This is a genomic window from Marinitoga sp. 38H-ov, from assembly GCF_011057715.1.
Classification (GTDB): Bacteria; Thermotogota; Thermotogae; order Petrotogales; family Petrotogaceae; genus Marinitoga.
This window is the reverse complement of the sequence record NZ_LNGH01000027.1, coordinates 13,616-38,726: the sequence shown is the minus strand read 5'-3', so window position 1 is coordinate 38,726 and position 25,111 is coordinate 13,616. Positions and strand designations below refer to the sequence as shown.

Genomic DNA, 25,111 nt, shown 5'->3' with positions numbered 1-25,111 from the left:
AATAATCAAGTTTATCTTTAGAAACATCGATACCAACAAACAACATAGAAACACAACCTTTCAGAATTAGATTCTAACTCTGGGTATATAAGAAAAGAGCCTCGTTATATGTAAGAGCTATAGCTCATTCTCCGGTAGCAATTCAACTTATATACCAAAGTTAGTCAGACTATTCAAGGCACTTAAGTGCAGGAGGTGACAGAATTACTTTAGTTATATAATAACTCAGAGTTAGAATTATTTTTTTAAAAATAAATATCAGATTTATTAATTATATGAAAACATTATACACGAGGGAGGTAATTATATGAGAAAGGCATTGTTATTAATTATTACTGTTATTCTTATTTCTTTTGTATTTGCAGAATCTTTAACGGTATATGTATATGATAGTTTAGATTGGATAAAGAAGGGAACTATTCAGAAGTTTGAAAAAATGTATGGAGTAGAAGTTAATGTTATGGTATTAGGTGACGGTGGAAATGTGCTATCTAGATTAAAAATGGAAAAGAAAAATCCAAATGCAGATGTTGTAATAGGGTTAGATCAATCTTTATCCGTACTTGCTATTAATGAAGATTTGATTATGCCGTATAAACCTTTAAATATTAACAAAATAAAAAATAGTGATCTAATCTATGATAAAACATATCATTTGATACCATATGATTATGGAGCAATAGCAATAGTATATGATCCTGAGAAATTAGATGTTGTTCCAAAAAGTTTTGAGGATTTAACAAAGATGAATAAGAAACTTATTATTCAAGATCCAAGAACATCTTCTACAGGACAAGCATTTTTATTGTGGACAATAGGCGTGTATAAGGATCAATGGAAAGATTTTTGGAAAAGGTTAAAGCCAGCAATTTTAACTGTAACTCCTGGTTGGAGTGAAGCTTTTGCAAAATTTGAATCAGGTGAAGCTCCTATGATGGTTAGCTATGCAACAGATGGAGCATATTCATACTATTATTATAATTCTACAAAGTATAAGGCTTTTGTTCCAGAAGAAGGGGCATATGTTCAAATCGAAGGAGCTGGAATAGTTAAAGGAAGTAAAAATGTAGAATTAGCAAAAAGGTTTATAGAATTCTTATTATTTGATGAATTTCAAAAGGAAATTCCTTTAAATCAATGGATGTTCCCTGTAATTAACACAGAGTTACCAGAAGCTTTTAACTATGCAATTATACCTGAAAAAGTAGTTACAGTAAGTCCTGAAGAAATTGATAAGAATATGGAAAAATGGTTAGAAGAATGGGAAGAAATAATGTTATATTAAAATAATATTATATTAAGTATACAACCTCCCGACTGGGAGGTTTTTTTATTAGAGTATAATTATTATATTTAGAGTATAATTATTATATAATTTATTATTACTATTATTTAATTTATCAGGGGGGATATGATGTTGAAGATTTTGACATTGTTAATTTTCTTTTTGACGTATTATTTAATAATTTTTGGAAAGGGTAACAAAGCCGTTATAGCTTTTAGTATGGGATTATTAGTATCGTTATTAAAAGTTTCTGAAAATTTAAAGGTGGCTAATGTTAGCGAATATATAGATTTTAATACACTTGGAATTTTGTTTGGAATGATGGTTATAGTGGGAATATTAAAAACTACAGGTCTTTTTCAAGGTATTGCTATATACATTGTAAAAAAATCAAAAGGTAATGTAGTATCTATATTTATATTTACTATGTTAGTTGTTGCTTTCTTATCAAGTGTTTTAGATAATGTAACTACTTTAATTCTGTTTTCACCGGTAATTATATATATTTGTCAAGAGATAGAGATAAAGCCAGAAATTTTTTTATTCCCAATGATTTTTGCTGCAAATATTGGAGGTACTGCAACTATGATAGGGGATCCTCCTAATATTTTAATAGGTAGTGCTTCAGGAGTAAGTTTTTTGAGATTTTTGACAATTATGTCAATTCCATCTATTATAGCACTTATTTTGACTATCTATTATTTTATATATAAGCATAGAGAATTAAAAAATGTGAAAAAAGAGAAATTAGAATCATTATTGCAAGCAGATCCAGCAAAAGCTATTATAGATTATAATTTGTTAAAAAAAGGTTTGATTATTTTTGTTTTAGTAATAATTGGCTTTTTTATTCATGAATATTTAGATTATGAAGCGGCATTAATTGCATTAACAGGTGGAGCTATAATGTTATTGATATCAAAAAAAGATTTTGATGAGATATCTCATGATATAGAATGGGATACGTTATTTTTCTTTGTTGGACTTTTTGCATTGGTAAAAGCACTAGAAGATGTTCATGTTATAGAAGATGTAACAAATTTGATATATAATTTTACTTCTCACTCATATATTCTACTATTAATAGTTTTATGGGTATCCGGATTATTATCCTCCATTATGGGAGCAGTTCCAGTAGCTACAATATTTATTCCAATAGTTGAAAGATTAATAGGATCTTTTCCTAATAGTGAATTATTATGGTGGGCATTAGCATTAGGTGCAAGTTTTGGCGGTAATGGAACAATTAGCGGGGCAGCTTCTAATATGGTTATTGTAGGAATGATAGAGAATAATTTTAATAGAAAAGTAGATTTTTTAACTTTTATGAAAAAAGGTATGTTAATAGCAATTATAGGACTTATAATATCATCAATATATTTATACATTTTAATTTTATATAAGGGGTGATTATATGGGATATCTTATAAAAACTGATTTTTCGGAAATTAAGGTAAGCAAGGGAGAACAGTTTTTTAAAATAGCGGATGAATTACAGAAACACAACAAATACAAGATACTCGCGATTAATTTTAATAATGAGATTAAGGAATTATGGAAAAAAGTACAAGATAATGGTTATGCTAAAGCGGTTGATATTACATCTGGTGAGGGAATGAGGATATATAGACGAGCTTTGCTTTTCATAATGTATATTGCTTTAAGGAGAATGTATAAGAATATAGATTTAGTTGTTCATCATTCAATTGGTCCAGGATTATATTTTGAAATAAAAGGTATGAGAAATAATGAAAAAAATATTGAGAAATTAAAAGAAGAAATGAAAAAAATAATAGACGAAAACCTTCTTTTTGAAAAAATAACAATAAGTAAATTTGATGCTATAAAATATTTTGAAAGTATAGGGGAAAATGATAAAGCACTATTATTTAAATATAGAAAAAAGACTACTGTTAAAGTATACAAATGTGATAAGTACATAAATTATTTTTATGAATATATGCCACCATCAACTGGTTATATAGATAAATTTGATATTATAAAACATGATAAAGGATATGTATTATTGCATCCTACTGAACAAAGTCCTGATAATATTCCAGAGTTTAATCCATTACCAAAGCTTTCAGCAACATTTATAGAATATAAAAATTGGTTGGACATTTTAAATATAAAAAATGTTGGAGAATTAAATGCATTAATTGCAAAAGGAGTAAAATCCAGCGGAGAATTAATAAGAATTTCTGAAGCTTTGCATGAAAAAAAATATGCTAATATTGCAGATGAAATAATAAAAAGGAAAAATGTAAGATTAATTTGTTTAGCTGGGCCATCATCTTCAGGAAAAACAACAAGTGCAAAGAGAATTTCTCTTGAACTAAAAGTTCACGGAAAAGAGCCATTACAAATATCTCTTGATGATTATTATATTGATTTTGAAAAAATACCATTAACACCGGATGGAAAAAAAGATCTAGAATCATTAAGAGCTTTAGATCTTGATTTATTAAATCAAAACTTAAAGGATTTAATTGAAGGAAAAGAAGTAGAATTACCACGTTATAATTTTATTTCTGGTAAAAGAGAATGGACAGGAAAGAAGGTTAAAGTTGGTAAAAAACAACCTATAATTATTGAAGGAATTCATGGTTTAAATGAAAAACTTACAGAAAGTATTCCAAGAGATCAAAAGTTTAAAGTGTATGTGAGTGCATTAATTCAAATGAATTTAGATGAAATGAATAGAATTCCTACTACAGATACAAGACTTATTAGAAGAATAGTTAGAGATTATAATTTTAGAGGCGCAACAGCATTAAGGACATTACAATTGTGGCCAGAAGTTAGAAAAGGTGAAGAAGAGAATATATTCCCATATCAAGAAGAAGCAGATATAATGTTTAATTCTTATTTAATATATGAATTACCTATATTAAAATTATTTGCAGAGCCGTTATTATTAGAAATAGATAATACTTTACCTGAATATACGGAAGCTAAAAGATTATTAAGATTTTTGGATTATTTCTTGCCGCTGCCTGCTATACATGAAGTTCCTAGAATTTCTGTTTTAAGAGAATTTATAGGAAATAGTGCTTTTGAATATTGATATTATTTAGAGATTGAATAAATTATAAAAATGATTTAAGTGCCGAAAGGCACTTTTTTTGTTGACAGAGAAAAATAATTATGATATAATTCACTCAGTGAATGAAAAATAAAATATATTTAAAATATCGGAGGGATGAGTATGACATTAATGGAAAAAATTCAAAACAAAACAGCAAAAATAGGAGTTATAGGTTTAGGATATGTAGGATTACCTTTAGCAGTTGAAAAGGCTAAAGCTGGATATAATGTTATAGGATTTGATGTTCAAGAAAAGAAGGTAGAAATGGTTAACAAGGGGATTAATTATATAGGTGATGTAGTAAATGAAGAATTATCTGAATTAGTAAAAGAAGGCAAAATTGTGGCGACAACAAATTTTGATGAATTAGCAAATTGTGATGCCGTAATGATATGTGTTCCAACACCTTTAGACAAATTTAAACAACCTGATTTACAATATGTTGTAGCTTCTACTAAAGAAGTGGCAAAAAGATTACATAAGGATATGTTAATAACATTAGAAAGTACAACATATCCTGGAACTACAGAAGAAGTAATGTTGCCTATATTAGAAGAAACGGGATTAAAAGTAGGAAAAGATTTTTATTTGGCATTTTCGCCAGAAAGAGTAGATCCTGGTAATTTGAGATTTAAAACAAAAAATACTCCAAAGGTTGTAGGAGGAGTAACCAAAGAATGTACAAAACATGCTAAAACATTATATGAAAATGTTTTAGAGGCTGAAGTTTTTGAAGTGTCTTCGCCAAAAGAAGCAGAAATGGCTAAAATATTGGAAAATACATTTAGAATAGTAAATATTGCATTAATAAACGAAATGGCGGTAGTTGCTAAAAAGTTAGGAATTAATATATGGGAAGTTATAGATGCTGCTGCAACTAAACCATTTGGATTTATGCCATTTTATCCAGGACCAGGTGTAGGAGGACATTGTATTCCAATAGATCCATTTTATTTAACATATAAGGCTAGAGCAGTTGATTATCATACTAGATTAATTGAAATGGCCGGCGAAATAAATGATGCAATGCCAGAATATGTTGTTTCAAGACTTCAGGATATTCTTAATGATAGGAAGAAATGTTTAAATGGAGCAAGAGTATTATTACTTGGTGTTGCATATAAAAATGATATTGATGATTTAAGAGAGTCACCTGCATTAAAGGTTATTGAACATTTAGAAAAGAAACAAGCAAATATTATTATTCATGATCCATATATTTCAGAATTTTCACATGACGGAAAGGAATATAAGAGCGTTGAATTAACAAAAGAATTATTGGAAAGTGTTGATGCTGTAGTTTTAACAACAGCTCATTCAAAAGTGGATTATGAATTTGTGTTAGAACATGCTCCATTTTTATTTGATACAAAGAATAAAACTAAGAATATAGAAAAATATAAAGAGAAAGTTATATTATTATAAAGGAGATGTGCTGATGATTAGATTAGCTTTAATTGGATGTGGTAGAATTGCGACAAAAAAACATACAGAAGCTATAATAAAAAATAAAGAGATATTTGATCTTGTTGCAGTTGTTGATCCTGTAAAAGAAAAAGCTGAAAATATAGCTAATATTATTGAAAATGCAGGATTAAAAAGACCTGAAATATATACAGATTATAATGAAGTATTGAAAAGAGAAGATATTGATATGGTATCAATAGCAACAGAAAGTGGATATCATTATCAAATATCAGTAGATGCTATGAATAGTAATAAACACGTTTTAGTTGAAAAACCAATGGCATTGTCAACTAAAGATATGAATCATATGATTCAATTGTCAAAAGAAAAGAATTTAAAATTAGGGGTATGTTTTCAAAATAGATTTAATCCACCTATTCAAGAAATGAGAAAGAAATTAGAAAATAAAGAATTTGGTAATTTGTTGCATGGTCAGATTTCTATAAGATGGAATAGAAATAAGTCATACTATGAGCAAGCGCCTTGGAGAGGAACTTGGAATCTAGATGGTGGAACATTGATGAATCAATGTACTCATGGTATAGATTTATTACAATGGACTTTTGGAGAAATAGAAGAAATAACAGGAAGAATAGAGAATTTTAATCATCCATATATTGAAGCGGAGGATTTTGGTAGTGCTATAATTAAATTTAAAAATGGTGCTGTTGGGATAATCGAAGGAACTGCTAATGTTTATCCAAAAAATTTAGAAGAAACTTTATCAGTATTTGGTGAAAAAGGGACCGTGGTTATAGGTGGTCTTGCAGTAAATAAAATAGAAACTTGGAGATTTGAAAACGAAGATTCGCATCCATTCCAAAATTTACCTGATCCTGATACAGTATATGGTGCGGGTCATGTTCCATTATATAGAGATTTCTATGAATCAATAGTTAATGATAGAAACCCATATGTTTCTGGAGAAGATGGAAAAAGAGCTGTAGAAATAGTATTAGCAATTTATAAATCTGCAAAAGAAGGGAAACCTGTAAAAATTCCTTTTGAGTTTTCAACTGAAGAAATGAAAGGATTTTTTAAGAAGGTGGAAAAATGATTTCTGAATATGCTAAGATTCATGATACAGTAGAATTAGGACATAATATTGAGATAGAAGAAAATGTAATTATAGAAGAAGGAGTTAAATTAGGAAATAATGTCGTTATTAAAAAGGATACAGTTATAAAAAAAGGAAGTATTATAGCTGATAATACAGTTTTAGGTAAAGTGCCTTTTAAAGCAACAAATTCAGCTGTAACTCAAGAAAAAGAATTAGAACCTTTAATTATTGGAGAATATGTAACAATAGGAGCTAATTGCGTAATATACAGGGGTGCTAAATTAAATAATTTTGTTTTTGTTGGTGATTTAGCAAGTATTAGAGAAGATGTAGAAATAGGTGAATATACAATTATAGGAAGAGGAGTTGCTGTTGAAAACAAAACTACTATTGGGAAAAAAGTAAAAATTGAGACAAATGCATATATAACAGCATTATCTACTATAGAGGATTATTGTTTTGTAGCTCCAGAAGTTACATTTACAAATGACAATTTTTTAGGTAGAACTGAAGATAGAAAAAAATATTTTAAAGGTGCTACATTAAGAAAAGGAGCTAGAGTGGGTGCAAATTCGACAATATTACCAGGAATTGAAATAGGTGAAGATGCATTAGTGGCTGCAGGATCAGTAGTAACAAAAAATGTTCCTCCTAAAAAAATAGTCTTAGGAAGTCCAGCAAAAATATATAAAGATGTTCCAGAAGATCAATTGCTTGAAAATCAAAGTTATTATAATTAACCCCATCCAATATATGGATGGGGTTAATTTTTTTCATAATGCATTAATAAGTATGCTAATATATTTATATCAATTTACATATAACCTAAAAAATAACATTTTAGAAATCAAATCAAAATATATTGTAATATTTTAGAAATGAATGTGCTAAGAATAAAATAATCTATTTAAAATGTTTTCATAATTTTAAATGATTACAGTTTATTTTTTAAAATATTACCATTAAGTTAATAAATTAAAATGGTTTATATAAAAGGATTTTGGTTGATAAAAATAAATCTTGAAAACCATATCTAAAATGATAAAATATTAATGAATTAATTATAAGGAGGGGTAAGATGAAGAAAGTTCTTATTTTTATTTTATTGATTTTAACGCTTTGGAGTTGTACAAGACTATCTGACGATCCTAAAAATGTAGATTTGGGAAAATTTATTGAAGGTAAAAAAATAGAAGATATAGCTACAGTTTCGAAAAAAGCAACAGGATACGCATCGGTTTATGGTAGCGTTAGGATGCCAAATGGTGATTTAGCACCTTATTTAGTATCAACAAAATTAAATAAATCTGCAGGAGTAGAATGGAGAGAAGGAGAGTATGTAGTTTATTATGAAGGAAATGGATTAAGAAACTTATTAGAAAAATACAAAGATAGTGTATCTTTAGAAAAAGATATAAGTTTTGACTCAAATAAAAATGTTACTAAAGAGATTACTTTTAAAGAAGGAATTTCTGTTTTAAAAGTAAAAGGAGAAGTTGATATAAATAAATTGAGGAAGATTGAAGGAATAAAATATATTGAACCAAATTACATTTACAAAGCTTTAGCAATACCAAATGATGCTTATTATAGTTATCAATGGCATTATGATAAGATAAAATTACCTCAAGCATGGGATAAAATTAAAAGTGCAAATGTTATTGTAGCAGTTGTTGATACAGGAGTTAGCTTTACACATCCAGATTTAAAAGATGTATTAATTCAAGGTTATGATTATGTTGATAATGATACGGATCCTACAGATCCTGCGCAAGATGTTAGCCATGGAACACATGTAGCAGGTACAATTGCGGCTATGACAAATAATTCTGTAGGTGTAAGTGGAGTCAATTGGGGCGGTTATGGAATTAAAGTAATGCCTGTTAGAGTATTAGGTGCTGATGGAACTGGTTCATTAGATACTGTAGCAGCAGGTGTAAGATATGCTGTTGATCATGGAGCAAAAATAATAAATATGAGTTTAGGTGGAGGAGCTAATTCTCAAATATTACATGATGCAATAAAATATGCATATAATAATGGGGTAACTGTTATTTGTGCTGCTGGAAATGAAAATGGTCCTGTATCATATCCAGCAAAATATACTGAAACAATAGCTGTAGCTTCTGTAAGGTATGATTTACAAAGAGCTCCATATTCAAATTATGGGCCAGAAGTTGATATAGCTGCACCTGGTGGGGATACAAGTGTTGATCAAAATGGTGATGGATATGCAGATGGAGTTTTAAGTACAACATGGACTCCAAATAATGGAGATACTTATATGTTCTTACAAGGAACATCAATGGCAGCGCCACATGTTGCTGGAGTAGCCGCTTTAGTTTATGCTAATGGTGTAACTTCACCAAGTGAAATTAGAAATGTATTAATATCAACTGCAGTTGATTTAGGAACTAGTGGTAAGGATGACTATTATGGATATGGATTGATTGATGCATATGCGGCATTAAATTATACAGGTGGTAATCCAAATCCAGATCCAAACCCAGATCCAAATCCAACAATTAAAACTCAAGTATTTGCATTAAGTTATGACTATTACCAAAATACATATGTTTTAAGTAGTGAAATAGCATATGTAAATAATGGAAGTTATACATTAAATTCAGTTGTACCATATAAAACAACTTATATATGTGCATGGAGAGATAATAATAATAATGGAACTATAGATACAGGAGATTATTTTGGATACAACGGAACATATTATTTATATCCAAATAAAACATATGGTCCAATAGATATTAGTTTAAATATAGAGAATTAAATATGGTGAAATCTAATACACTTTTACTATATAATTAATATAAATTATAGTACTGCAAGTATATATTATTCTATCCAAATAAATATATATTAGTCATTATTTTAAAATAGATAGGAGGGGTTTTATGAAAAAGATACTTTTTGTTATTATTTCTATTTTGGTATTTTCAACAGTTATGTTAGGAGAAGATGAAAAAGGTAAAACAAATACTACTAGAATTACTTCCGATCATCAAATTACTGTTAGATATTAAACAAATCCCCCTTCATATTATTGAAGGGGGAATTTTTTTAATATATTATTTAATAGATCTCTATATTCTTCGTCAAAATAGAAATATGCAAAAATACTTCGTTTTTTTCCAAAGTTATATCTTTTAGAAAATTGTATTAACAGGTTATTATTACATTTTGGATTTATTTCCCATTTTATATCATATCTTATATGATTTCGTAAGAAAATATCTAATATTATTTTTTCTTTCAATGATAATTTAGAATATATTGAAATTAATTCGTTTATATTTCTCCCGTTTTTTAATAATTGAAAAATTAAAAATTTTCTAGCTTTATAAAAAGGATGTGGATCTAATAGGTTTTTTAAGAAAATTATATTCTTTTTAAATAATTCTGTAATTTCATTTTTTTTATTATTTTGAACTAAATATATGGCATTTATTAAATTAAATTTTGGTTTTTTGATTAGAGAGGAATAAGTAGCAAATAATTCATATGTAATTTCCTTATAATTTTTATTAAAAAAACTCTTTAATAATATATCATAATTATATTCAAGATATTGTTTTTTTATTTTTGAATAATTATACTGTTTTTTTATTTTATTTATTTTTGAATGGTTTAAAATCTTATTTTTAATATTTAGAAGTGTTATTATATTTATTGTATCAATTATATCAATAGAGTTGTTTATATTTTCTATTTTTAAAGATGTATCAAATCCATTTATAATATTATACAAATCTTCAAAATAATATCCCATAATATATTCTAATTGTTTAACAATATATGTGGCTTTTTTTATATTCATATCTTTTATTTGCCATGCTGAATTATTTAAACCTATATACATCATTGTTGGATGAGGAAATTTTTTAGCATATCTATACCCATCTAAAAAAAGTCGTGATGCTTTTATTTTATCTCCTAAATTTGCGTATTTTCTTGCTTCTGAATATTTAATTACACATTTTTCGGCGTAATTTTTTTCGTATTTTTTGCTCCATTTTCTTATAACATATTTATTTTCATTAAAATTTGAGGCTAGAAGTTTTAGTCCTGGAACAATTATTCTTCTACCATATTGAGGAAGGTTTTTAAGATTTTTTTTAATAATAGTATATTCCTTTTTTGCATTATCGATATCATTTTTCAATATCAAAATTTCTATTTTATTCAATCTAGCTAATTCTCTTAAAATTTTTTTATCTGTTAAGTTGTTAACCTTTTCTGCGTATTCATAAGCTTTTTCTATATCATTATTCCATAAATATTTAAGATGTAATAAAAAAAATCTTATTGTATTATTATTTGTGGTTGATAATATATAATTTACTATTGGTTTTGAATAATATCCGTGTTCAATAATATTAATGATCTTCTTTTGTTGCATATAATCCTCCTAATATTTGTTTTTTATTAATAAATTCCATTCGATAGTATCTTTTATAGTTTCGAAAATAGGTCTTGGGCTATATCCTAATTCTTTTTCAGCTTTCTTATGAGAATATTTATAAAATTTTTGTAATACTTGTACGCTATATGGGCTAAAAGATAGATTTTTGTCTTTTGAAGAAAGGTAATTAAGCAAAGTAAAATAGGAAATAATATATGAGTTTATTGGTGAGATAAACTTAACTTTTATATTTTTTTTAGTTATTAGATTTAAATAGAAGAATATTTTACGCATAGATATATTTTCACCACTTAAAATATATCTTTTATTCTTCTTTTTTGATGCTTTAATTATACCATCTACAACATCTCTTACATCAACAAAATCAAAAGCGCCATCAATAGAATATTTGATTTTCCCTTTTAAATAATCTCTAAAAACTTTTGTTATTTCAGAATTTTTATAATCATATGGTCCCATTATTCCCGAAGGAAAAATTATAGTAGCATTAATTTCATTGTTTTTTACTGCATTTAAAACCTTTAATGTTGCAATAGCTTTTGATTTTCCATATGCTCCAGTTATTTTTTTGGGATCAATAGGAGTATTTTCATCTATTGTTGCACCTCTTTCAATTTCTGCAAAAGCATGAACTGAACTTACATATAATAGTTTTTCAACCTTATTTTCTTTCATTGCTTTAATAATATTTTCAACACCACCAATATTTATAGAATATACTAAATCATCTTTCCATGGTAAAATAGATATTATAGCAGCCAAATGATAAATTAAATCTACTCCCTTACTTGCTTTTTTTAGATCTTCGTAATTTCTAATATCTCCATAATAAATATCTATATCCATTCCATCAAAGATACTTGTATCATCATTTGGTAAAACAAAAATCCTTATTTTTTCACCCATTTCGTATAATTTTTTTACTAAGATATTTCCAATATGTCCAGTTGCCCCAGTAATTAAAATCATATAATTCACCCCTTATATATTTTAATAATCCTATAGAATCCATTTGAAATAATATCAAGATCCTCTTTAGATGCTTTTGACATGAAGTCATTAAACATGATTTCAAAGTTTTTTAATGTTTCATTATATACTCTTTCCCCTTTTTTCGTTAACTTAATTAATATAATTCTTCTGTCTTCTGTACTTCTAATTCGTTTTACATAATTATTATTTTCTAAATTATCAATAATATTAGTTATATTACTTTTAGTAGTCGAAAAATGATCTGCTAACGAAGTCATTTTTTGAGGGCCTTTTATTCCAATGTATAACACTATATAGAATTCTAAAGTTTTTAATTGTTCAGCTTCAGAATAATCTGATATTATTTTTGTAAAGTTTGATATAAAATCAAAAGTTATTTCAAAAGTGCTTTTGAAATCTAATTCCATATAATTCCCTCCTTATTGTCAATTATTTAGACTGTTAAAAAAATAAATAGTTCAAAAATTTAACTATTTTAATATGTTTGATTTTTAATTATTTTATGTTAAAATATTATATAAAAGAGATGTTTATTAATAATTATATAAAAAATATAAATATCAAATTGGGGGAAATATGAGGAAGAGTATATACATTATAATAATACTTTTAATCATTTTATTGTTTTTAAAACCAATAAAAGTAAAATTAAATATAATTATACCTATGAATGAAATACAGTATTATGTTGAAATTAATGATAAAAAATATGAAAAAAAGGATTTTTGGTTATATCCTGGTAAGTATACGATAAATATAGTATTTGGTAAAAATAAAATAAGTAAAGAACTTAAAGTGTCGTTCTTTAAGTTTTTTATGGAATATAACATTTATATACCCAAACCAGAAATAGAGGTATTATATAATTACATAGATTATGATCAAATTAAGGTCAAATTAAAATCAAAAAATTATAAGATAGATTATTGGGAAATAAATTATAATAATTTTGAGCATAAAACAACATTAGATGAGTATATTTTATTTATTTCTCCGTACGAAAACGGTAAGCTAAATATTAGAGGGTATATACAAGGTATAAAAATATATGAAAAATCATTTAATTTAATTTCGCAATTATCTGGAATAAAAGATTATAAAGTGACTATAGAAGATTATGTGGAAATAGAATTGTTTTTAAGTAATAAAAAAATAAATCCGGTAAAATATGAAATATACAAAGATGGAAAATATATTGAAACTATAGATGGAAATATATATAGAGATAAAATTTCATATGATGAAACAAAGTATGAAATTATTCCTATTTATCCAAATGGATTTAAAGGGAAAAAAACAGAAATAATAAAACCTAAGTTAGTTGAAATTCCAGAAAAGATAAATAAAAAAGAAATTAATATTGATAAATTTCAAAAAATTAATTTAAATGGGAAAGAGTATTCCCCTGAAAATTTTATTGAAGGAGAAAATGAATTAAATATAAAAATAAATGAAAATGTTGTTTGGAATAAAAAAATTTATTTAGATTCCATTGCACCTAAATTAGAAGAATATAAATTAAGATATGATAATAAATTTTATTTAGAATTAAAATCTAATGAAGAATCAACATATGAATTATTAACTGAAGAAAGTACATATGTTTTTGAAAAACCATATATAGAATTTGAAAGTGTAGGTAAAGTCGCAACTTTAACATTATATGATGATTTAAGTAATGCTAGTAGTCCAATAATAATTGATTTAAATCCATATCCGAAATATTCAATTGAAGATAATAAAAGTATTAATCTAAAATTTGAGAAAGATTTTCCTGCAATATATTGTGAGTTGAGAATTTTAGATGAAGAAGAAAATATGATTTCTAAAATAGATGTAAAGAATATAAACGAATTTTCTTTTTCTAATCTTTTACCAGGAAAAGAATATAGGTTTATATTATATATTGATTCAAAATATCAGAAAGAAATATATAGAAAAATAACAAAACCAAAATTACCTAATATAAAAAGATTTAAAAATACTGATGTTGGTGTATTTGAATTGGAATATTTTGATTCATATAAATATAATTATTATAAGATTGAAATAGATGATTATATAAAAGAGGGAGTATTTGAAGAGAATAAATTAATTTTTGATATTCCTCTTGAAAAGTTAACTCATGAAGGTACATTATCATTATGGAGAGAGTTTAAAGAATTAAAGACAGAAAAAATTAAATTAAAAATAAAAGATACATTTTTGTATGGAAAGAAATTATATAAAACATTGCCTGAAAATTTAAATGAGTCCGTGTATATTATATCTGATAATTTAATTATTAATGAGTTGAGTGTAGTAGGGGTTGTGGAATTTAAAGTATTCCCAGAAAAAAGTATAATTGTTAATGGTCCGATTAAATTTAAAGATAATAATTCTAAGATAATTATTAAGTCAATAAAAGATTATTTTCAAGGAGTAGTATTAAATTACTATTCATTAAGTAATATTGAGATATATAATGCTAATATTGGAATATATGCAAAAAATGAATTTGATTTATATAATTTAGTAATTAAAAAGTGTAACATAGGGATAAGTGGTTCTTCTGGTAATGCATATAATGTTATATTATATGATAATAAAAAAGGTATTGAAGTCTCAAATGGTATTATTGAAATAAAAAATTCACTGTTTTTTGATAATGAAATGACATTCAATTTCTATAATTCTAATGCTTATTTGTATAATATATCAGTAGCTGATTCTATATTAGATATAGATTCATATGGTTCAGTATTAAAAATTAAAAATAGTTCATTTTTAAATAGTATAGAATCTATAAATAGTAATAAAAGTACTGTATTAATAACGTATAGTGAATTTAAAAATAATAAAAGATCAATTAAGTCAGTAAATGATATGAATTTGAATATTCAAAATAGTGAATTTGTAAATAATAAAATATCATTAGATATATTTAAATCACCTTTTAATATAGAAAATTCAAACTTCTCAAATAATGAAAAAGCTATAATATTTTTTAATTCTGAAAATGATCTAGAGATTAAAATTAAAGGTTCATATTTTGAAAACAACAAAATAGATATTTATTTAGAAGGAAGCAATAATGTATATGTTGAAAATACTAAAATTAATAATTATTTTGATGGTACAATAGAAGAAACATGGACAAATGAAAGAGGGGAAATATTTAAGAGAGGAAAAATTATTGAAGGAGGAAAAGAATGAAAGCAATAATATTAGCAGGTGGTTCTGGAGAGAGATTTTGGCCATTAAGTACATCTAAAAAACCTAAACAATTCTTAAAAATATTTTCTGAAAAATCATTAATAAGGGAAACATTTGAAAGATTAGCATTTAAATTAGATCCAAGTGATATTTTTGTTGTGACAGCAGAAAAGTATAAAGAAGAAACATTAAAAGAATTACCAGAATTAAATGAAAAAAATGTATTATTAGAACCAGTTGCAAGAAATACTGCAGCTGCATGTTTTTTAGGAACATTGGTAGCTAATAAAGGAGAGGTTGTATTTATTTTGCCTGCAGATCATTATATACCAAATAAGGAAAAATTTTGGAGAACAGTTGAAAAAGGAATATATGCAGCAGAAAAATATAATGGATTAATAACAATGGGAATTAATCCAACAAGACCAGAAACGGGATATGGTTATATTGAATCAGGAGAAGAAATAGAAGAAAATATATTAAAAGTGAAAAGTTTTAAAGAAAAACCAGATTATAATACTGCAATTGAATATTTAAAAGAAGGAAATTATTATTGGAATAGTGGTATGTTCTTTTGGAAAAAAGATGTATTCTTAGAAGAAATGAGAAAATATAATGAGGATATATATAATAATATGATTAATTTAAACCCAAATAATATTGAAGAATTACATATAAAATATCCCGAAATTAGAAAAATAAGTATTGATTATGCGTTAATGGAAAAATCTGAAAAGGTGTATACTGTTAAAGCAGAATATGAATGGTCAGATGTTGGAAATTGGGTATCTGTAAGAGAAATGGAAGGTTATTCTGATAATAATAACAATGTGCATCTTGTTGATAGTAAAAATGTTTTCGTTAAATCAAATAAAAATGTAGGTGTTGTTGGGTTAGAAAATATAATAATAATAGAAACAGAAAATGGTTTGTTGGTTGCAAAGGAAGATAAAATAAATGATATAAGGGAAATTGTAAATCAATTAAAAGAAAAAGGTGAGTTTTAAAAACTCACCTTTTTATAATATATTTTTAACTTTATATTATATAAATATTCAATTGTAGTTTTATCATTCTTAATATTTGATTGCTATATAATAATTGAATATAAAGAAAGGAGGAGGTTATATGAGTATTAAAACTAAAGTATGGTTATTAGTTTTAATTTTATTAGTTTCACAGTTTGTAATTTATATTTTAAACAACAACTTCTTATCTTCTATTTTGAATAATGAAAAACAGCTTAGTGAAAGATATATATTGAATATGAAAAACATAGGAATAAACTCCACTAGTTTTATGGAATCTAGAAAATTAGTAGCAGAATATTTAGCTTTTAATGATAAAAAGCTAAAATTAAATGCAGAAGAAAAGATGAAAGAAGTAATAGATAATATATCAAAAATGAATTTAGATAAAGATCTGATATCGATAAAAAATAAAGCGATAGAAGATATTTCAGCATATTTAAATTTGCTAAAAAGTTATAATTCTGTAGAAGATATAAAAAGTGATGCAGATAATTTTAGAAATATAGGATCAAATGCAATAACTTCTTTTAATAAACTTCAAGAAAGTATTAATGAAAAAGCAGATAAGATAATGGCTAATAATTATTATTATATTAATAAGGCAAAAAGATTTGGTATTATTATTATAATATCTACTCTAATTATAGGGTTATTTGCTTCTATTATATTAATTGGAAATATTATAAAGGTATTAAATATATTAATGAATTATGCTAAGAGATTATCAGAAAAAGATTTTACAGTTGAAATTCCAGAAATAAAAACAAAAGATGAATTTGGAAAATTAATAGAAATATTCAAAGAAATGCATTCTCAAATAACAAAAGATATGATACAACTAAAAAATGAAAGTGTTATTTTAGCAAATTCTATGAAAGAAATTGTTGATGAAATGAATGTATCTTCAAATTCATTACAAGATGTAACGGTGGCTGTAAATAATATTTCAACTGAGATGGAAAATGTAACAGCAGCGGTAGAAGAAACAACGGCATCAATAGAAGAGATTTCATCAGCTACAAAATTAATAGCAGATAATGCAACGGAAGCGGCAGAATTTGGGCATTTATCTACAGAAGAAGCAGAAAATGCAGGAATTACAGTAAGAAGTTCTATAGAAAAAATGAAAGAAATAACAGAAGTTACAAAAGAAATAGAAAAAGTTATTAAAGAGTTTAATGAAAGTGCTATGAAGATAAGTGATTTTGTTGATACAGTTGCAAATATTGCTGAACAAACAAATTTATTAGCTTTAAATGCCGCGATAGAAGCAGCAAGAGCAGGAGAAGCTGGTAAGGGTTTTGCTGTAGTTGCTGATGAAGTTAGGGTATTGGCTGAAGAGAGTAGAAAAGCTGCTAATGAGATTAGAGAAGTTGTTGAAGGGATACAAACAGTTTCTAATGAAGCCATGAATGTTTCTAATGTAATAAATGAAAAAGTAAAAGAGGGATCTAAATTATCAAATGAAGCAGGAGAAAACTTAGAAAAAATATTAAAAGCAATAAAAGATATTACTTCAAAATTAGAAAGTATTGCAGCAAGTGTTGAGGAACAAACAGCTGCAATTGATGAGATTGCAACTGCAATGACAGAATTGACAGAAAATACGACAAAAATTAATTCTTCTGTTCACGAGATAAATGCAGCAACTGAAGAACAAACTGCAAATATAGAAAATGTGGTTGCGGGAGCTAATGAAATGATAGAACTTTCTAATAGATTAATGTTTATTGTAAAACAATTTAAATTAAACGAATAAAGGTTGTGGGAATTTGAAAAAAATAGGACTAATAATTATATTATTATTTCCATTATTTAGTTTTTCACTAAAAATAGGTATATATTATAATCCTCCTAAGATAATTGATAGTAAAACAGGAATTTTTCCAGAAATATTAAATTATATATTTAATAATGAGAAAATAGAATATGATTATATTTTTGATTCATTTCCAGAGTTAATAAAAAAATTAGACAATGGATCAATTGATTCAATAGCATGTGTTGGATATTCTTTAGAAAGAGATGAAAAATATGATTTTAACAATGAAGCATTTCTATCAGATTGGGCTGTTGTATACATGAATAAAAATCAAAATATAGAAAATATATTTGATTTAGAAAATAAAAAAATTGGAGTTTTAAAAAAGGATATATATTATGAAGATGAGGAATTTGGAATTAAAAATAAATTAGAAAAATTTGGTATAAATGTTCAATTTGTTGAATTTTATTCATATGAGGGGATATTTAAAGCTCTTTCTGAAAACAAAATAGAAGCTGGTGTTGTAAATAGAACATTTGGATTGTTGAATTCGGAAAAGTATAAAGTGATACCTACAGATATAGTTTTTTCACCTATTAAAGTATTAATGATGTTCAGAAAAGATTATAATGAAAAAGAGAAAATAATAAAAATAATAGATAAAAATTTGAAAGATTTAAAAAAGAATAAAGATTCGTATTATTATGAAGTTATAAGCAGATACTTATATACTGAAAGAGTAGAAGAAATTCCAAAATGGTTAACATGGATGATATTAATATCACTAATTATTGTATTAATTTTAATTTTCGATTATTTTGTATTATTGAAATTAGTTGAAAAGAGAACTAAAGAGTTAAAAAGATTAAATATGATTTTATCAGTAAAAAACGATGAATTAGAATTATTAAATGAAAAAATAACGAAACAAAATGATGAGCTAAGGTTATTATATACTCATAATGAGAATTTGCAAAAATCATTAAAATTATTGATAAAATTAATGTCGGATGTTGGTAATGTAGAGTATATTTCTGAAAATGATTTTGTATTAAGATTATTAGAAACTCTAAAATTTATTATTCCTGGATTTAGATATAATAAATTAATAAGGGTTGAAGATAATTCAAATATAGTAATTGTAGAATCTATGTCAGAAAAAGGATCATTTGAAGAAATATTAGAACTTTCTGATAAATTAAAATATATTATGAATTTTGAAATAGATGAAAAATTGGAAAAAGAGACAATTAAAGATGTATTAGAATCATTTAAAATATTAGCTAAAATATTTTATAAAATAAAGAATGAAGCAAAAATAGAAGAATCTTTAAGAGATGATATAATCCGTGCATTAATTACTTTTTTAGAACAGCATGATGAATATACTAAGAATCATTCAAGAAATGTGGCAGATTTAGCGGTTAATATAGCAGAGGAAATGAATTTAGATAAATCATATATTAGAAAAATATATTTAGCTGGGTTATTGCATGATATTGGAAAATTATTAATTCCATTAGAAATATTAAATAAAAACGGGCCTCTTACTGATAATGAATATGATATTATAAAAAAGCATCCAATAATTGGTTATAATGCATTGATAAAAACAGAAAGTTTAAAAGAAATAGCTATTGGAATTAAGCATCATCATGAAAGATATGACGGAAAGGGTTATCCAGATGGATTAAAAGGGAGTGGAATACCTTTAATGTCGCAAATTATTTCTGTTGTAGATGCATGGGACGCAATGATGACAAAAAGAGCTTATAGAGATCCATTGGGTAAAGAAAAAGCTATAAAGGAAATAGTTAATAATTCAGGAAAACAATTTTCGCCAGAAGTAGTAAAAGCATTTATAAAAATAATCCAGGAGTAATTTCCTGGATTATATAATAGCTTTTTTCCAATTTCCGAATCTAACAAATAACCACGCAATTATTAATGCCAAAATATTACTAATTATCATAGCATAAAATATTCCCATGAATCCCCAACTTTTTGCCATAATTGCTATTAACGGAACTCTAATGCCCCATAATCTCGCAATATCAACAATCATTGATTGACCAGTTCGTCCTGCTCCGATTAATGTATTTACAAAAACTCCCATAGATGCAAAAAAAGGAAGAGAGAATGATACATATTTAAAAAAGATATTACCAATTTCAATTACTTCAGGTTCATTAATAAAAAACTTGGTTAAATGTGATCCAAACAAAAAAGTTAATGTGCTTAAAAAAGCGACAATTGTAAAGTTTATGACAAAAGCAGTTCTAACAGTTTTTTCTGCATTATTAATTTGATTAGCACCTAAAAATTGACCAATCATAGTAGTAACAGCAGCACTTATACCAAATGAAATCATTGTAATTAAATTTATTATTCTATTACCAATTCCATATGCACTTACAACAGAAGGGCCAAATGCTGAAACAAAACCCATAATAACTACAAATCCTAAAGATGTAATTGTATGACTTAAAGAACCTGGAAATCCTATAACAAATATTTTTCTTATAATATTCCAATCAGTTTTTAAGTCTTCTAAATGTACCTTAAATTCTCTTTCTCCCTTGAAAACAAGATAAGATGATGTTAAACCAATAAATATTCTTGAAATTGTTGTTGCCCAAGCTGCACCCACTACACCCATTTTAGGTATTGGACCAAATCCAAAAATCATAATAGGATCTAAAATTGTATTTAATAATGTTGAATAAAACATCATATGCATAGAGAATTTTGAGTCGCCCCAACCTCTTAAGATAGAGCTAGAAATATTAAATAAAAATGCAAAAGGCATACCAATCATAATTATATTAAAGTATTTTATAGCATATGGAATTACTTCTTTACTGCTTTCATCTGTAACTAAGGAAATAACTTTATCTGAAACTAAAATACCCATTAAAGCTAAAGTAAATCCTAAAATTATAGCAACTAAATATGCTTGACCAGATGTTTTTTGAGACATTTTTTTGTTTTTTGCCCCTGTGTATTGAGATACTAAAGATACAGTAGCATTTGAAAAACCTATAGTAAAAGCAATAAAAACAAAGATTAATGGCCAGGTTATTGTTGTAGCCGAAAATTCAATTTTGCCCACTTTTCCCAAAAAGTATGCATCAACAATATTATACATAGTTTGCATTAAATTAGAGACAATCATTGGCCATCCTAAAAGAAATAATGACATAATAATGGAGTGATTAAATATATCAACCTTATTATTTTTCTGCGACATAATATCCTCCTTATTGTTCGGTTTGCTAATTATTATATCATATATAAATTTAATTGTCAATTAAACCCATTATAGCTGCCATTCTTCCAGTCTTTTTTTCTTTTCTATATGAGAAAAATAAGTCTGTATTGGTATAAGTATCAATATTTGAATTTAAAATATTTTCTTTTTTTATTCCAGCGTTGACAAGAGTATATTCAATAGCTTTCCAAATATTAATTAGATATTTTTTATCATTTTTTTTCTTTATAATATCTAAATTATTTGGGAATGTATATTCAAATATTTTTTTTACATCTTCTCTTACTTCAAAACTATTTGGTCCAATAGAAGGACCTAACGCTACTAAAATATCTTCTGGGTTGCTATTGTATATATTCATAATCTTTTTAACAGTTTTTTCTGCTATTTTTTTGATGGTACCCTTCCAGCCAGAATGAGCTAATCCAATAACTTTTTTATTTGGATCAAAAAAATATATAGGAGTACAATCAGCATATAATGTAATTAATACTATATTTTTTTTATTTGTAATTAATGCATCAGCGTTTTTTACAGTTCTATTGAATAAAAAATTACTAGACTTATAGCTCTCATCAATTACTAAAACGTTGTCTTCATGTATTTGATTAGATAGTACAAAGTCATGAATATTTAAATTAAATACTTTAGCTAAATGTTCATAATTTCGATATATTTTTTCTAGTGGAGTTTTAGTATTTGTTCCTAAATCAAAATTATTTGGAATTCTAGTGGTAAATAAATGGAATAAATAATTAAATTTTTCAAATGTCGGTATAGTTAAGTACATTAAATCCTCTTTTTTGCTTAAGTTAAAGTTTCCAATTTTCATTTTTACACCCTCTTATATTTCCATTTTCCTTGTTTGTAAAAGTACATAGCGATAACAAATTCAAATAAATCACCAAAAACAAAAGATAACCATACCCACAATACAGGTAAATGCATTATGTTTATAAACAGAAATAATAATGGAATTTGAACAAACCATCTAGATCCAAGACTCATGAAAAAGTATGGGGTATTATATCCAGAACCAGGAAATACAATTCCTATACCAAAAGCATACGATACAAATAATAATCCCAAGGAACCAAAAACTAAGAATTCAGATCCATATTTAATTACCTCGGGATCACTACTAAATAATCCTATTATATTTTCTGAGAATAGGAATACAATAATCATGAAGATTAAAGTTAATGCAGTTGTTGTAATAGCAGAAATTTTAGCAGTTTTTTCTGCCCTATCAATCTTTTCTGCGCCTAATGATTGACCAACAATAGCAGAGCCACCCATTGACAAACCAACTAAAGGCATAAAGGCGAGGCCGAATATTCTACCAGCAACAGTATAACCAGAAACAACTGATGTGCCGAAAATAGAAATAAAATATAATATTATAGTCATAGACATTTGTCTAGCAAAAACTTCTAATCCATTTGGAAGACCTATGGTTAACAATTTTTTATCTATTTCCCAATTAAGTTTAAATAACCCTTTTATTGAAGGTTTTATACCTCTTTTCCCACTAAATAAGATATAAAATCCAATTAAAAATGCAATGCTTTGAGAAATAATTGTAGCAATAGCAGCACCTTTTATACCAAGGCCAAACCCAGGGACATTTACAAAAGGTATATTATCAAAGATTAAAATTGGATCTAATAAAACATTTAATATACTAGCAAAAATCATAATGTTCATAGGTGTTTTGGAATCGCCGATATTTCTTAGTGCTGTATTTACAGAAAATGATGAAAACATTATTGGTAAAAAGAACACTCTTATATATCCATAATCTAAACCATATTGAATAACAGTATCGTCAGCAAAAATTTGTAATATTGGTTCCAAGAAAAAAGCAAAAAATATAGATCCAATTAAAGCAACAAAAAATTTAAAAGCGATTGTTTGTTCTATGGCTAAGTTTGTTTTTTTAATATCTTTTCTTCCATAATTTTGAGATATTAAAGATATAGAACTAACTCCTATTATTTCATTTAATGCTTCTACAACCCAAAAAACTGTAGAAAAAATACCTACACCAGCGATTGCTTCTTTAGATATCATACCTATCCAATATATATCAACAAGATCATATATCATTTGGAAAGTAAATCCTATTGAAGTAGGTATAGACATTAATAATAACTCTTTAAAAATACTGCCTCTTGTAAGATCTTTTGCCATAATTCACCTCTCATATATAAAATCCCAATTTATTATATCATTAAACATATAAAATTTTAAAATTGTTAATAAAACTAACTAAATTTTATAGTATAATAAATATATAGTTAGTAAGACTAACCATGAGGTGATATAATGTATAAATTATTGTATTATACTTTTTTAAGCAGTTTGGCGCAATCAACATATAGAATTGTATTTAATCTTTTTCTAAGAGATATAGGATATAGCAATACTTTTATTAGTCATATTACTTCATTAGAAATGTTAAGCTCAGCTTTTTTAGGATTAATTATAGGTGTTTTAGGAGATAAATACGGTAAGAAATTAATGTTAATAATATCTTCAATAAGTTTTGCATCAATAACTTTTCTAAGGGTGATATTCCCGTTAGAAAATGTTTTAATATATACAGCTTTAATAAATGGTGGTTTTTTGACCTCTAGAATGTTATTGTTAGATTCATTGATTGTTGATATAACCAATCATGATAATAGGGGAAAAGCCTTCGGATATAATTTTGGAATATTTATGGGAAGTGGAGTTTTAGGAAATTTAACAGGAGGAATAGTTGGAGATTTTTTGGGGTTAAGTACAGCTATGATAATAACAGGAATTGTTCATTTATCTTCAAATATATTCTTGTTATCAGTTGAAGAGAGTAAAAAAGATAATATAGGAATTAGAAATATATTTAATATAGGGGACTTTGATAAAACTCAATTACATATTTTAAAGTATCATTTATTAAGAACTTTCTTAATAGGTTTTGGCGCAGGGTTATTTGTCAATTTCGGTAATGTAATATTTAAAGATTTATTTAATATGCAACCAACAATGATTGGTATAGCACTTGCTATAGCTCAATTTGGAGCATCGTTGGGATCAGTATTTTCTTCTAAAATATCAAAAAGATTTGGTGCGTATAATTATATGTGGATTATGAATATTTTAGTAGTGCCTCTTTTGATTTCTTTTGCTTTTGTTAGAGATCCATATATTTTTACCGCATTATATGCATTAAGATTCTCTTTTATGAATATGACAAATCCTGTTTCTTCTACTATTGTAATGAGTTATATCCCAAAAAATAAAACCACAACAGTCAGTGGTATAAGAAACTTTCTTAATTTTATAGCAAGATCAGTTTCAGCTTTAGTTTTTGGATATTTATCAGTAATTTCTAATGGATATACATATTTATTTTTAATAAGTGCATCTTTTTACTTTATTTCTCTAATTATAATGAAAATAATGTTTAGACCAATATTGGATGATGAAATATTCTTGAATTTGTATAAAAAATCAAAAACATAGAA

19 protein-coding genes are annotated in these 25,111 nt (G+C 25.9%); 13 read left to right on the top strand and 6 right to left on the bottom strand.

The annotated features are described in order from the left end of the window. Window positions 1-307: 307 nt before the first annotated feature. From AS160_RS08415 to AS160_RS11530, 8 genes are all read left to right on the top strand, one after another. Window positions 308-1,285 (top strand): thiamine ABC transporter substrate-binding protein, encoded by a 978-nt coding sequence (locus AS160_RS08415; RefSeq protein WP_165147671.1) that lies wholly within the window; start codon window positions 308-310, stop codon window positions 1,283-1,285. A gap of 129 nt (window positions 1,286-1,414) precedes the next feature. Beyond that, entirely contained in the window at window positions 1,415-2,695 is a 1,281-nt protein-coding gene (locus tag AS160_RS08410) for an ArsB/NhaD family transporter (RefSeq protein WP_241244243.1), read from the top strand. Window positions 2,696-2,699: 4 nt separating this feature from the next. Further along, the gene (locus AS160_RS08405; RefSeq protein WP_165147667.1) at window positions 2,700-4,355 is read left to right on the top strand and encodes a nucleoside kinase; all 1,656 of its coding nucleotides are present in this window, start codon (window positions 2,700-2,702) and stop codon (window positions 4,353-4,355) included. A gap of 141 nt (window positions 4,356-4,496) precedes the next feature. Further along, complete coding sequence (locus tag AS160_RS08400; RefSeq protein ID WP_165147665.1) at window positions 4,497-5,801, top strand: nucleotide sugar dehydrogenase; 1,305 nt, start codon at window positions 4,497-4,499, stop codon at window positions 5,799-5,801. A 13-nt stretch (window positions 5,802-5,814) separates the two neighbouring features. Next, window positions 5,815-6,900 (top strand): Gfo/Idh/MocA family oxidoreductase, encoded by a 1,086-nt coding sequence (locus AS160_RS08395; RefSeq protein ID WP_206528149.1) that lies wholly within the window; start codon window positions 5,815-5,817, stop codon window positions 6,898-6,900. Further along, window positions 6,897-7,643, top strand: coding sequence for a DapH/DapD/GlmU-related protein (locus AS160_RS08390; RefSeq protein WP_165147662.1), 747 nt, complete (start codon window positions 6,897-6,899; stop codon window positions 7,641-7,643). The genes AS160_RS08395 and AS160_RS08390 overlap by 4 nt, the downstream gene beginning before the upstream one ends. Window positions 7,644-7,981: 338 nt before the next feature. Continuing rightward, window positions 7,982-9,691, top strand: coding sequence for a S8 family peptidase (locus tag AS160_RS08385; protein ID WP_165147659.1), 1,710 nt, complete (start codon window positions 7,982-7,984; stop codon window positions 9,689-9,691). A 124-nt stretch (window positions 9,692-9,815) separates the two neighbouring features. Then, window positions 9,816-9,944 carry a hypothetical protein gene (locus AS160_RS11530; RefSeq protein ID WP_277601301.1) on the top strand — a complete coding sequence of 43 codons (129 nt, stop codon included), beginning with the start codon at window positions 9,816-9,818 and terminating at the stop codon, window positions 9,942-9,944. A 17-nt stretch (window positions 9,945-9,961) separates the two neighbouring features. On the opposite strand, the gene AS160_RS08380 is transcribed toward AS160_RS11530, so the two are convergent. From AS160_RS08380 to AS160_RS08370, 3 genes are read right to left on the bottom strand one after another with little or no spacing between them, the layout of a single operon-like run. Continuing rightward, window positions 9,962-11,320, bottom strand: coding sequence for a hypothetical protein (locus tag AS160_RS08380; RefSeq protein ID WP_165147657.1), 1,359 nt, complete (start codon window positions 11,318-11,320; stop codon window positions 9,962-9,964). A 9-nt stretch (window positions 11,321-11,329) separates the two neighbouring features. After that, window positions 11,330-12,313, bottom strand: a complete 984-nt coding sequence (locus AS160_RS08375; RefSeq protein ID WP_165147655.1) for an NAD-dependent epimerase/dehydratase family protein — start codon at window positions 12,311-12,313, stop codon at window positions 11,330-11,332. Window positions 12,314-12,318: 5 nt separating this feature from the next. Next, entirely contained in the window at window positions 12,319-12,744 is a 426-nt protein-coding gene (locus AS160_RS08370) for a MarR family transcriptional regulator (RefSeq protein ID WP_165147653.1), read from the bottom strand. A 169-nt stretch (window positions 12,745-12,913) separates the two neighbouring features. On the opposite strand from AS160_RS08370, the gene AS160_RS08365 reads away from it, so the two are divergent. From AS160_RS08365 to AS160_RS08350, 4 genes are all read left to right on the top strand, one after another. Continuing rightward, complete coding sequence (locus AS160_RS08365; protein WP_165147650.1) at window positions 12,914-15,532, top strand: hypothetical protein; 2,619 nt, start codon at window positions 12,914-12,916, stop codon at window positions 15,530-15,532. Then, on the top strand, window positions 15,529-16,539 hold the full coding sequence (locus AS160_RS08360) for a mannose-1-phosphate guanylyltransferase (protein WP_165147647.1): 1,011 nt from the start codon (window positions 15,529-15,531) through the stop codon (window positions 16,537-16,539). Before AS160_RS08365 ends, AS160_RS08360 begins: the two co-directional genes overlap by 4 nt. 121 nt (window positions 16,540-16,660) lie before the next feature. Beyond that, a complete protein-coding gene (locus AS160_RS08355; RefSeq protein WP_165147644.1) occupies window positions 16,661-18,322 on the top strand; it encodes a HAMP domain-containing methyl-accepting chemotaxis protein in 1,662 nt (553 codons plus the stop codon). A gap of 13 nt (window positions 18,323-18,335) precedes the next feature. Beyond that, window positions 18,336-20,210, top strand: a complete 1,875-nt coding sequence (locus tag AS160_RS08350; protein ID WP_165147641.1) for an HD domain-containing phosphohydrolase — start codon at window positions 18,336-18,338, stop codon at window positions 20,208-20,210. A gap of 9 nt (window positions 20,211-20,219) precedes the next feature. Here the strand turns inward: AS160_RS08350 and AS160_RS08345 are convergent, their stop codons facing one another. From AS160_RS08345 to AS160_RS08335, 3 genes are read right to left on the bottom strand one after another with little or no spacing between them, the layout of a single operon-like run. Then, window positions 20,220-21,578, bottom strand: coding sequence for an MATE family efflux transporter (locus AS160_RS08345; protein ID WP_165147638.1), 1,359 nt, complete (start codon window positions 21,576-21,578; stop codon window positions 20,220-20,222). Between the two features lie 49 nt (window positions 21,579-21,627). Further along, a complete protein-coding gene (gene pgeF / locus AS160_RS08340; protein WP_165147635.1) occupies window positions 21,628-22,431 on the bottom strand; it encodes a peptidoglycan editing factor PgeF in 804 nt (267 codons plus the stop codon). A gap of 2 nt (window positions 22,432-22,433) precedes the next feature. Further along, window positions 22,434-23,792 (bottom strand): MATE family efflux transporter, encoded by a 1,359-nt coding sequence (locus AS160_RS08335; protein WP_206528148.1) that lies wholly within the window; start codon window positions 23,790-23,792, stop codon window positions 22,434-22,436. A gap of 135 nt (window positions 23,793-23,927) precedes the next feature. Between AS160_RS08335 and AS160_RS08330 the strand changes: the two genes are divergently transcribed. Beyond that, on the top strand, window positions 23,928-25,109 hold the full coding sequence (locus tag AS160_RS08330; protein ID WP_165147632.1) for an MFS transporter: 1,182 nt from the start codon (window positions 23,928-23,930) through the stop codon (window positions 25,107-25,109). The last annotated feature ends 2 nt before the right edge of the window (window positions 25,110-25,111 follow it).

What these genes read in the sequence shown, in the direction of transcription:
- AS160_RS11530 (WP_277601301.1), top strand. Translation starts at nt 9,816, where the DNA reads ATGAAAAAGATACTTTTTGTTATTATTTCTATTTTGGTATTTTCAACA.
- AS160_RS08370 (WP_165147653.1), bottom strand. Translation starts at nt 12,744, where the DNA reads ATGGAATTAGATTTCAAAAGCACTTTTGAAATAACTTTTGATTTTATA.
- AS160_RS08355 (WP_165147644.1), top strand. Translation starts at nt 16,661, where the DNA reads ATGAGTATTAAAACTAAAGTATGGTTATTAGTTTTAATTTTATTAGTT.
- AS160_RS08365 (WP_165147650.1), top strand. Translation starts at nt 12,914, where the DNA reads ATGAGGAAGAGTATATACATTATAATAATACTTTTAATCATTTTATTG.
- AS160_RS08380 (WP_165147657.1), bottom strand. Translation starts at nt 11,320, where the DNA reads ATGCAACAAAAGAAGATCATTAATATTATTGAACACGGATATTATTCA.
- AS160_RS08395 (WP_206528149.1), top strand. Translation starts at nt 5,815, where the DNA reads ATGATTAGATTAGCTTTAATTGGATGTGGTAGAATTGCGACAAAAAAA.
- AS160_RS08415 (WP_165147671.1), top strand. Translation starts at nt 308, where the DNA reads ATGAGAAAGGCATTGTTATTAATTATTACTGTTATTCTTATTTCTTTT.
- AS160_RS08400 (WP_165147665.1), top strand. Translation starts at nt 4,497, where the DNA reads ATGACATTAATGGAAAAAATTCAAAACAAAACAGCAAAAATAGGAGTT.
- AS160_RS08345 (WP_165147638.1), bottom strand. Translation starts at nt 21,578, where the DNA reads ATGTCGCAGAAAAATAATAAGGTTGATATATTTAATCACTCCATTATT.
- AS160_RS08360 (WP_165147647.1), top strand. Translation starts at nt 15,529, where the DNA reads ATGAAAGCAATAATATTAGCAGGTGGTTCTGGAGAGAGATTTTGGCCA.
- pgeF (WP_165147635.1), bottom strand. Translation starts at nt 22,431, where the DNA reads ATGAAAATTGGAAACTTTAACTTAAGCAAAAAAGAGGATTTAATGTAC.
- AS160_RS08375 (WP_165147655.1), bottom strand. Translation starts at nt 12,313, where the DNA reads ATGATTTTAATTACTGGGGCAACTGGACATATTGGAAATATCTTAGTA.
- AS160_RS08330 (WP_165147632.1), top strand. Translation starts at nt 23,928, where the DNA reads ATGTATAAATTATTGTATTATACTTTTTTAAGCAGTTTGGCGCAATCA.
- AS160_RS08385 (WP_165147659.1), top strand. Translation starts at nt 7,982, where the DNA reads ATGAAGAAAGTTCTTATTTTTATTTTATTGATTTTAACGCTTTGGAGT.
- AS160_RS08390 (WP_165147662.1), top strand. Translation starts at nt 6,897, where the DNA reads ATGATTTCTGAATATGCTAAGATTCATGATACAGTAGAATTAGGACAT.
- AS160_RS08335 (WP_206528148.1), bottom strand. Translation starts at nt 23,792, where the DNA reads ATGGCAAAAGATCTTACAAGAGGCAGTATTTTTAAAGAGTTATTATTA.
- AS160_RS08410 (WP_241244243.1), top strand. Translation starts at nt 1,415, where the DNA reads ATGTTGAAGATTTTGACATTGTTAATTTTCTTTTTGACGTATTATTTA.
- AS160_RS08405 (WP_165147667.1), top strand. Translation starts at nt 2,700, where the DNA reads ATGGGATATCTTATAAAAACTGATTTTTCGGAAATTAAGGTAAGCAAG.